Here is a 7563-nt window from a genome sequence, read left to right as displayed (position 1 = left end):
GTCGCTGGGATAGCGCTGGCCCCTTCGATCGTACCGGCCCCGGTTCTCCTGTGTCCACATCAGCCGCCTCCAAAAAGAGGCCGCATCTCAGCACAAGATGCCGCCGAACAACAATATGATCCCAGACAGACTCTCAGATCCGCAAGTCCATCACCCACGACGCGCTGATCTCGTTCGAGGATGGCAAGCCCTACAAGACGCTGAAGCGCCACCTCACCGGCGCGGGCCTCACGCCGGAGGCCTACCGAGCGAAGTGGGGCCTGCCGACGGACTATCCGATGACGGCGGTCGGCTACTCTGAGAAACGCTCGACGCTCGCCAGGAGCCTAGGTCTGGGCCGACCGCGTCGGGATGCGGGCACGGACGAGTCGGGGGCAGCAGCCGAGGCGCCGAAGCGCGCTGGCCGTCCGCGGAAGGCAAAGGAACCGGCGGAGGCGTAGCCCGCGCCATAGGCTACATTCAGTGTTGCACTGATGTGGATCGCCACCGTTTTGCCGTGAATTGGCGCGCGTTATTAGCGGACGAGAATTGCTCAGTAGGGCCATCGACCGGTTCCATGACCGCGACGGCCGAAGGGAACACTGAAATGAATGCCGCACCGCAGCAAGCTCGCCTCGGTAAGGTCAGCGAAATGGCGGCGACGCTGGCGGATCGCATCCTGTTGGAGCGGATGACGAGCGGCGCAATCCCGCTCGCCAAGGCCGAGGCGCTATGGGTCGCCTCGCTGTTGTTGGAGGTCAACAGCTTCCCCGTTCCATTCATCGTGACAGACGTTCTTGCGCAGTGCCGCCCACCGGAGCCAGCCAACGATCCGGAGCCGATTGCCGAGGTCTTGTCGAACGCGGAACCCGCTTCGAGCGGGGTTTTCAGTCGTTTGCTGCGGCCCTTCCGGGTGGCCGCTTTCGCCTGAGGGGCCATCCAGGGCCGCCTTACAGAAATCCGCTCCCCGAGTGCCCCTTGAAGGCGTTCGCTCGCCGAATGTACCCGACGACGGTCCGCGGATCCCGGTGCCTGCTCTGATCCATGATCCGAGCGAGATCGACGTTTCGCTCGGCCGCGCTGGTGATGTAGCCGGCCCGCAGCGAGTGCGCCCCAAACGTCGAAGCATCGAGACCGGCCGCGACCGTGTAGCGCTTCACGATGTCGGCCACCGCCTGCGTCGTCAGCCTGGGCGCCTCGCCGCTCCCCGGATCGGGGGAGCGGACGTTCCCCGACCGTGACACTGGCCGGAACACCGGGCCCGCCGTGATCCCCGCGGCCGCCAGCCATTCCTGCACCAGGGCCACCGGCCGGATGAATCGCCCATGCGGGATGGCGATTTCCGCGCCGCGCCCCTCCTGGTCCGTCTTCCCCCGCCGGATCAGCACTCGCAGGCCCTCGGGATCCTCGACCAGGTCGGCCACATCCAGCGCTACCAGCTCGGACCGCCGGAGCGCGCCCGCGAACCCGAGCGCCAGCAGCGCCCTATCCCGCTTGCCCGTCAGGCTGTCCGGCGTCCGCATCAGCAGGGCGGCCAGGATCTCCGCCGTCGCAGCAGCCTTCTGGGTCGGAGCGACCCCGACCTTGCGCCGCGCGCCCTTCATCGCGGCGCGCACGCCCTCGTTGTCGGTGGGGTCGAGCTGGCCGGCGAGCTTGTGGGCATAGCGGATCGCGGCGAGCCGACGCCCCAGTGTCGAGGCCGCCCTACCCTCCTCCGCCTCCGCGACGATGAACCCCGCCACGGCCTCGGGGTTCGCCGGCAACGGTCTGAAACCATACCGAAGGCACCACGCCTCGAACACGCGTGCGTCCGCCGTGTAGGCCCGCACTGTCGCGTCCGCTTTGCTGGCGCGCTGGTAGACGCGAACGTAACTACCCAGGGGGTGCGTTCAGCGCGAACGGGTGCCGGTGGCTTGGCGGCGCGGGGTGAAGCGTAGGGCCTCTTGTGCGGGACGGGTTTCGCTGATTCTCTCTCGGGATGGGTCGCAGCGATCTTGAGCGGTTGAGCCGCGAGGAACTGATCGAGCTGGTGCTGCGGCTGCAGCGCCCTGAGAAGACCTCGCGCACATCCTCGAAGCCGCCGTCCACCGACCGCAAGGACCGGCGGGAGCAGGCCAAGCCCGGCGGGGCCAAGCCCGGTCACGAGGGTCATAGCCGCGTGATGAGCGAGGATCCCAACGCGGTCGTCGAGCATCGTCCCGACCGCTGCCTGAGCTGCGGCGGCGCACTGCACGAGGACCTTACTGCCGAGATCGTCAGCGTGTCGGAGCGGATCGACCTGCCTGCGGTGGCGCCGGTGGTGACCCAGCATCGGCGGCTGGCCGTGCAGTGCCCGTCCTGCGGGGCGCGCGTCGTCGCGCCGATGCCGGAGGCGGCGCGGGGCACGCCGTTCGGTCCGCGGCTGCACGCGGTGGCGACGTATCTCGAGACCTTCCAGGCGCTGTCCTACGAGCGGCTACAGGCGGCGCTGTCGGACCTGTTCGGCCTGACGCTGAGCCAGGGCGGCTTGATGAACCTGCTCCGCCGCGCGCAGGCCCGCTTCCGGCCCGGCCGCGAGGCGGCCGTCGCAAAGCTGCGCCGGGCCGAGGTCGTCGCCTCGGACGAGACCGGCGTCCGGATCGAGGGCTCGAACGCGTTCCACTGGGTGTTCCGCTCCAGCGAGGCGGTGGTTCATCGAACGTCTCCGACGCGGGGCGCCGTCGTGGTGCGGGAGACGATGGACGGCCACCGCCCGGCAGTGTGGATTTCAGATCGCTACACGGCCCAGCAGGGACACGCCGTTCGCCACCAGACCTGCCTCGCCCATCTCGCCCGCGACGTCGCCTACGCCGTCGAGGTCAGCGCCGATCCCGTGCCGCTGCGCCTGCAGCTCTGGCTGCAGTCCGTGTTCGCCCTGGCCGAGCGCGTCACCGCTCTGGCCGCCTCGACGCTCTCGGCCAAACGGCGGGCGCTGGAGCGACGCCTGGCCGAGATCCTATCCGCCCCGAGCTGCTGCGACCTGACCCGCGACCTGCAGGCCAAGATCGGCCGCGCCCGCGATCAGCTCCTGGTCTTCCTCGATCATCCCGGGAGGGTCGAGGTCACGAACAATGGATGTGAGCGCCTGCTGCGCCCGGCGGTCGTGCAGCGGAAAATGACTAACGGCTACCGTGCGATGTGGGCGGCCGCGGGCGAGGCCGACATCCGCACCGTCGTCGACACCGCACGCCTCTCCGGCGCCAGCCCGTTCGCGACGATCCTCGCCACCGTCGCCTGAACGGCGCCCCCATCAGAGACGTGGGTAATTACACGCGAACGAGCGCGGCGGCCTCGGCGGGCAAAGTGTCCACAAGATGGGCAGTTTCGGCCGGCAGCGCGTCCGTGATCATGCTGCTGCTCGTAACGGTGGCGGTGGGATGTGCCCGCCGCGGATCTGCGCCAGCGTCGGCGGCCAATGGTCCAGCCACGGCCGGGAAGCGCGCCTCGGGATCGCGGATGAGCACCCATCGGATCGACACGACGGGCAGGCCACCGTGCCGCCACACCGCGGTGTCCGAGGCGATCTCGATCGTGCGCTCGCCCGCCCCGTACCAGCCGGGCACCACGACCGCATGCCAGCGCGTGTCCTTGGCCACCAGCCTCGACGTGAGCGTCGGCCGTCGCGCGCCTTTGGTGCGCGGGCGCCCGATCGTGCCGGGCGGCCGCGGCGGTGCGGGATCATAGAGGGCTGCGTCGAGCCGCAGGCGTGTGATCGCCGTGATGCGAGCGCGGCGCATCGCATCGAGGAACAGGAGGGCCGAGAAGCCGCCATCGCCCACCAGGACGAGGTCGCGCCCCGGCAGCCAGCGTCGAACCTGCAGAGCGAGTTGGCGTCCGACGTCGAGCAGCGGCTTGTGGCGACGGCCCCGTTCGCGACAGGCGCGCTCGGACGGCACCAGCGCGGTCAGGAACGGCAGGGCCCAGACGCGCCCCGCCCACGGGATCGGGGCGAGCAGCATCAGGCTCATCCAGCGCAGCCCGCTCGCCTTGACGAAGTGGCTGTCGGAGGAGCGAACCGGATCACGATAGATGCCCTTGGCCGCGATCCGCTTGCCGCGGCGGCGCTCGATCGTGTCGTCCAGTCCCAGGACCACGGGGCCGCGTTGCGCGAACGCGTCGATGAGGAGCCCGAGCAGGATACGGCTGCCGTTGCGTGGGCACCACGCCGTCCGGTTGAGGATGCGGTGGACGTTCACGAACCGTCGCCCCCGCGCACGACCCAGGATGCGCAGGACGCTCGTCACCGTGTGGCGGCCCGGCGTCAGGATCGCGCCGATCAGCAGAGGCTGAGCATGGCGCCACGAGCGGTGGACGAACAGCGGCGCGAACGCCAGGATGATCCCGGCGAAGCGGGTGGGCAGGGGCAGCATGGCGGTGTCTCTTGGCGGGGACACCACAAGCCTAACCATCACACCCGCTTCGTCACCTCGCTACCCTCGACGCCTCCCGATTGGCCAAAGTCGAGCTTAGGACGGTGTCCACCAAACAGGCAGCAGGCTATTCCTCACCGCCGCCAGCTACGAGGACGACTTGGCCGTTGCTACATGAACGGGCGCAGCTCTAAGCCGCCCGGAGCCTCTGTCCACGGGGGCTATGACATCAAAAGCGGCGCCCATTGTCCATTCACTTCACCTGCAGCGAATTGAATGAGGTCCTCAGTATGTGCCGAATTTATAATTTATGCCGCCTCGGACAAGATTGCCCTCTGTCTGAAATCTTGAAGCAGACGCTACTCCAAAAGCGAGAGGCCCTCCTGGGCCAAATACCGGACCAACACCAGAAATAATGATGCCACGAATGCCAAGGTTATAGTGAAGATATTCTACTTTCAGTGTCACCGCATTGGCTCTTAGGAAATTAAGAAAGCTTTCTGTCGGCAACGCCAGTTCAACACCGCCCCCATAGGCGTATCCTGTCTCAAGACCGTTGAAGCGTCCTGCATCGAATGGAATAATACCAAGCGGGGATGAAACGCTATTGTTTATCTCGTAATTAACATTGCCATAGGCGAAGCCCCCGGTTCCGTATATCAAGAACGCGATCGAACGCATAACCGAAGCGCCCGCGGACGGTGCCAAGAAATTCAAGGCTCTGTCGCCCAGAAATAATGAATGTTGTATCGCCTAAATTTGTGCCTATAGTACGAGTTTTATCGAGATCTGTGTATTGGACGTCGGTTTCGAGGCCAATAACGAATCCGTTCCCACTAGTAAGTTGGTAGTTATAGCCAAATCCGCCGCCGACTATAAAGCCGTCTTGTTTTGATACCACAGACGCTGCGCCAGATGCAGCAACAACTGCTTGACCAAAGGCTGTGAAATCTACTGTCCGAACAAGCTGCTTATCGCTAAAGGCATAGCCTGCATTGATGCCAGCGTAGAAGCCGGTCCAGGTGAAAACAGGAACTGGCGTGAAAACTGGGGGCGTTACGCGCCGAGGGAGATCGGCAGCAGCAGCTACCGTCGCAACGAAGGCGATTGTGCTAGCCGCGGCAACTTTCTTTAACATGGCGCACGAACCCTCTCGCTATCGGAGCAAGCTAAGCCATATTGCCGGATTGTTTCTATGGCATCCCGGCAACACCAAATCTGTTATTGCAGTCTCGGTCCAGCCGAGGCCGAGCCAGGATTGATCCGTGCTGACATGAGCGACCTTTCAAAAATTTCTAGAGACAGTGATTTGCAAGCAGCAAGAACTTGCAGAACAAGATTTTGTAGACCCATCCTACCTGTGTGCAAATCTGGAATATAGATCAAACAATTATCATATTTATAAATGCTATAATTGCAATATAGTTTTTAAATGCGTTCATTCGGCTTATGGCCAGCAAAGCAAATGTGTATCTCCGATGGAGTCACCCCGATGAGCGTGGCAGCGAAAACGATGTTCATATTCGGCGTCTACCTAGGGCTTTTTGGTCTAAGCATGATATTTACACCAAATTTAGTCGCCAGTCTGTTTGATGTAACTTTTGAACTATGGATGGCGCGAGTTATTGGAGTTATACAGATCTGCATCGCAATTCATTACTTCATTGCAGTCTACGAGGAAAATATGTCGCTTTTTTATAGCGACGGTGCGTGTGAGGCCGATTCTGTGCCTGTGCTTCATCACTCTTGCCGTGCTTGACCTGATGCCGGCGACGATCATTTTGGCCGGATTTGCTGATCTACTTGTCGCTTGTATAACTGGTATCGCTATTAGAAGAGACAATCGAGGGATTTTGCGATGAACATGCGTGATGAAATCCAAATGCGCAACGAAGCCTTTCGCCTAGCGACTGCTGCTGGGGATGCCTTAGCGCTGGCTGCCCTCTACACCGAAGATGCTTGGTTTCTCCCGCAAGGTTCAGCGGAGATCCAAGGACGGCGAGCGATTGAGCGGCTCTGGCAGGAACGATTGAAGCGCATCGCCGAAGTCAAGCTCAGCACTATCGATGTCGCGCTACTTGGCAACGACCATGCCCGAGAAGTTGGGCATTTCATTGTGCGCACGAAGGCAGGTGGCCCAGACGTGATGGGCAAGTACTTAGTCGTTTGGCAACGGATTGCGGGAGAGTGGTACTTGGCTGCCGATGCCGTCAACTCCAGCGCGTGAATTCAGCTTTTTGTAATCGAACATTGCAGCCGATGCGGCAGCGGATCAGAGGTGTCGCCATCTCAGGCGCGCTCCAGCATGTCGAGTAGCGCGACACCGGCCGGCACGCAGATCCGTAGTGGCTTGGTAAGGACGACGCGCCCCCGGGGATCCACCACCGCCCCCCGCGGACGGACTCGATGGGCGTGACGCCTCAGCGTCGGCCAGTTCATCCCTGATAAGCCGGGTCCGAAGTGGCCAGGACCTTGTTTCTGGCGAGGGGGAGGAAACCGACCGAACCCCCCTCTCTTCGGCCCCCGATGCCCCGCCGCGCCAAGCACCACTTGCCCCACCCGGTCGATCGCCACATCGGCAACCGCATGCGGCTGCGCCGGCTGCTAGAGCTATTTCCGAGCAGGTTGCGACGTGGGACTGTTTGCGGCGTTGCCGTGTGAAGGAGCCGCTGATGCCTTCACCGTTGTCCCTGGATCTGCGCGAGCGCGTCGTGGCGGCCGTGGCCGAGGGAGCGTCCTGCCATCAGGTTGCCGCGCGCTTCGGGGTCAGCGTATCGAGCGCCTGCCGCTGGTCGGAGCGCTTCCGCCAGGACGGCCACGTCGCCGCCAGGCCGTCGGGTGGCGACCATACCTCGCACCGCATCGAGGCGCATGCCGGGCTGATCCTGGCGACCTACGAGGAGCGGCCGGACCTGTTCCTGCACGAACTGCGCGACGCCCTGGCCGGGCGCGGCGTGCCCACCAGCACGAGCGGGCTGTGGCGCTTCTTCCGGCGGCATCGGATCACCCGTAAAAAGGGGCGGTCCACGCCGCCGAGCAGGCGCGGCCGGACGTGAGAGCGGCCCGCCAGGACTGGTTCGAGGCGCAGCCCGATCTCGATCCCGACACGCTGGTGTTCATCGACGAGACGGCCACCAACACGAAGATGGCCCGCCGCTATGGCCGGGCGCCGCGCGGTCATCGCTGCCGGATGGCC

Annotated in this window: 7 protein-coding genes and 2 pseudogenes; 6 read left to right on the top strand and 3 right to left on the bottom strand. The window is 64.0% G+C overall.

Going from position 1 to position 7563, the window contains the following annotated elements; translation table 11 throughout:
* Positions 1–125: 125 nt before the first annotated feature.
* A pseudogene (locus Q8W71_RS31925) lies at positions 126–440 on the top strand (Ros/MucR family transcriptional regulator); the annotation flags it as partial.
* Between the two features lie 116 nt (positions 441–556).
* Positions 557–910, top strand: a complete 354-nt coding sequence (locus Q8W71_RS31920; RefSeq protein WP_305529361.1) for a hypothetical protein — start codon at positions 557–559, stop codon at positions 908–910.
* Between the two features lie 19 nt (positions 911–929).
* On the opposite strand, the gene Q8W71_RS31915 is transcribed toward Q8W71_RS31920, so the two are convergent.
* Positions 930–1742, bottom strand: a complete 813-nt coding sequence (locus tag Q8W71_RS31915; RefSeq protein ID WP_305529360.1) for a site-specific integrase — start codon at positions 1740–1742, stop codon at positions 930–932.
* Between the two features lie 215 nt (positions 1743–1957).
* Here Q8W71_RS31915 and tnpC point away from each other — a divergent pair, with 215 nt between their 5' ends.
* Positions 1958–3235 (top strand): IS66 family transposase, encoded by a 1278-nt coding sequence (gene tnpC / locus Q8W71_RS31910; protein ID WP_305529359.1) that lies wholly within the window; start codon positions 1958–1960, stop codon positions 3233–3235.
* 28 nt (positions 3236–3263) lie between these two features.
* Here the strand turns inward: tnpC and Q8W71_RS31905 are convergent, their stop codons facing one another.
* Positions 3264–4367: an IS701 family transposase gene (locus Q8W71_RS31905; RefSeq protein ID WP_305529358.1), complete on the bottom strand. Its 1104-nt coding sequence runs from the start codon at positions 4365–4367 to the stop codon at positions 3264–3266.
* 285 nt (positions 4368–4652) lie between these two features.
* Positions 4653–5048 (bottom strand): outer membrane protein, encoded by a 396-nt coding sequence (locus Q8W71_RS33050; RefSeq protein WP_370875598.1) that lies wholly within the window; start codon positions 5046–5048, stop codon positions 4653–4655.
* An 811-nt stretch (positions 5049–5859) separates the two neighbouring features.
* Between Q8W71_RS33050 and Q8W71_RS31895 the strand changes: the two genes are divergently transcribed.
* The 3 genes and pseudogenes from Q8W71_RS31895 to Q8W71_RS31885 all read left to right on the top strand — a co-directional run.
* Positions 5860–6126 (top strand): hypothetical protein, encoded by a 267-nt coding sequence (locus Q8W71_RS31895; protein WP_305529357.1) that lies wholly within the window; start codon positions 5860–5862, stop codon positions 6124–6126.
* Between the two features lie 99 nt (positions 6127–6225).
* The gene (locus tag Q8W71_RS31890) at positions 6226–6594 is read left to right on the top strand and encodes a YybH family protein (protein ID WP_305529356.1); all 369 of its coding nucleotides are present in this window, start codon (positions 6226–6228) and stop codon (positions 6592–6594) included.
* A 445-nt stretch (positions 6595–7039) separates the two neighbouring features.
* Positions 7040–7563 (top strand): annotated as a pseudogene (locus Q8W71_RS31885) (helix-turn-helix domain-containing protein); the annotation flags it as partial.

Origin of the sequence: Methylobacterium amylolyticum, assembly GCF_030700245.1 — a bacterium.
In the GTDB taxonomy this organism is placed as follows: Bacteria; Pseudomonadota; Alphaproteobacteria; order Rhizobiales; family Beijerinckiaceae; genus Methylobacterium.
Note: the sequence above shows the minus strand (reverse complement) of the source record. Positions and strands in the feature narration are given on the sequence as shown.